The sequence below is a fragment of the Mesorhizobium sp. M7A.F.Ca.CA.002.15.2.1 genome (assembly GCF_003998715.1).
GTDB classification, from domain to species: Bacteria; Pseudomonadota; Alphaproteobacteria; order Rhizobiales; family Rhizobiaceae; genus Mesorhizobium; species Mesorhizobium ciceri.
The window spans coordinates 1-244 of the sequence record NZ_RZPI01001308.1 but is presented as its reverse complement, the minus strand read 5'-3'; the positions used below and the strand labels follow the sequence as shown (position 1 = coordinate 244).

General features: G+C 67.6%; 1 protein-coding gene. It reads right to left on the bottom strand.

Annotated elements, in window-relative coordinates; translation table 11 throughout:
• Positions 1-244: immunoglobulin-like domain-containing protein (locus ENZ74_RS34640; protein WP_164746613.1), on the bottom strand; the 244-nt coding region annotated here is incomplete at both ends.

The window sequence follows — 244 nt, the reverse complement described above, 5'->3', positions numbered from 1 at the left end:
GTGATGTCGCCCTTGTCGGTGGTGATCGTGGTGACGCCATGCGAGGCGTCCGACAGCGTCGCCGTGAACACGTAGTTGGCGACCGCGCCCTCGGCGACCGTCGAGGCGCTCAGGTTGACCGTCGCGTCGGTGGTGGTGTCGGTGACGTTGGCCGTCGCCGTGCCGGTGCCGATCACCAGGTGCTCGAAGTTGCCGCCCGCGGTGGCGGTGATGTTGGCGGTCAGGCTCGATGCGTCGTTGTAGA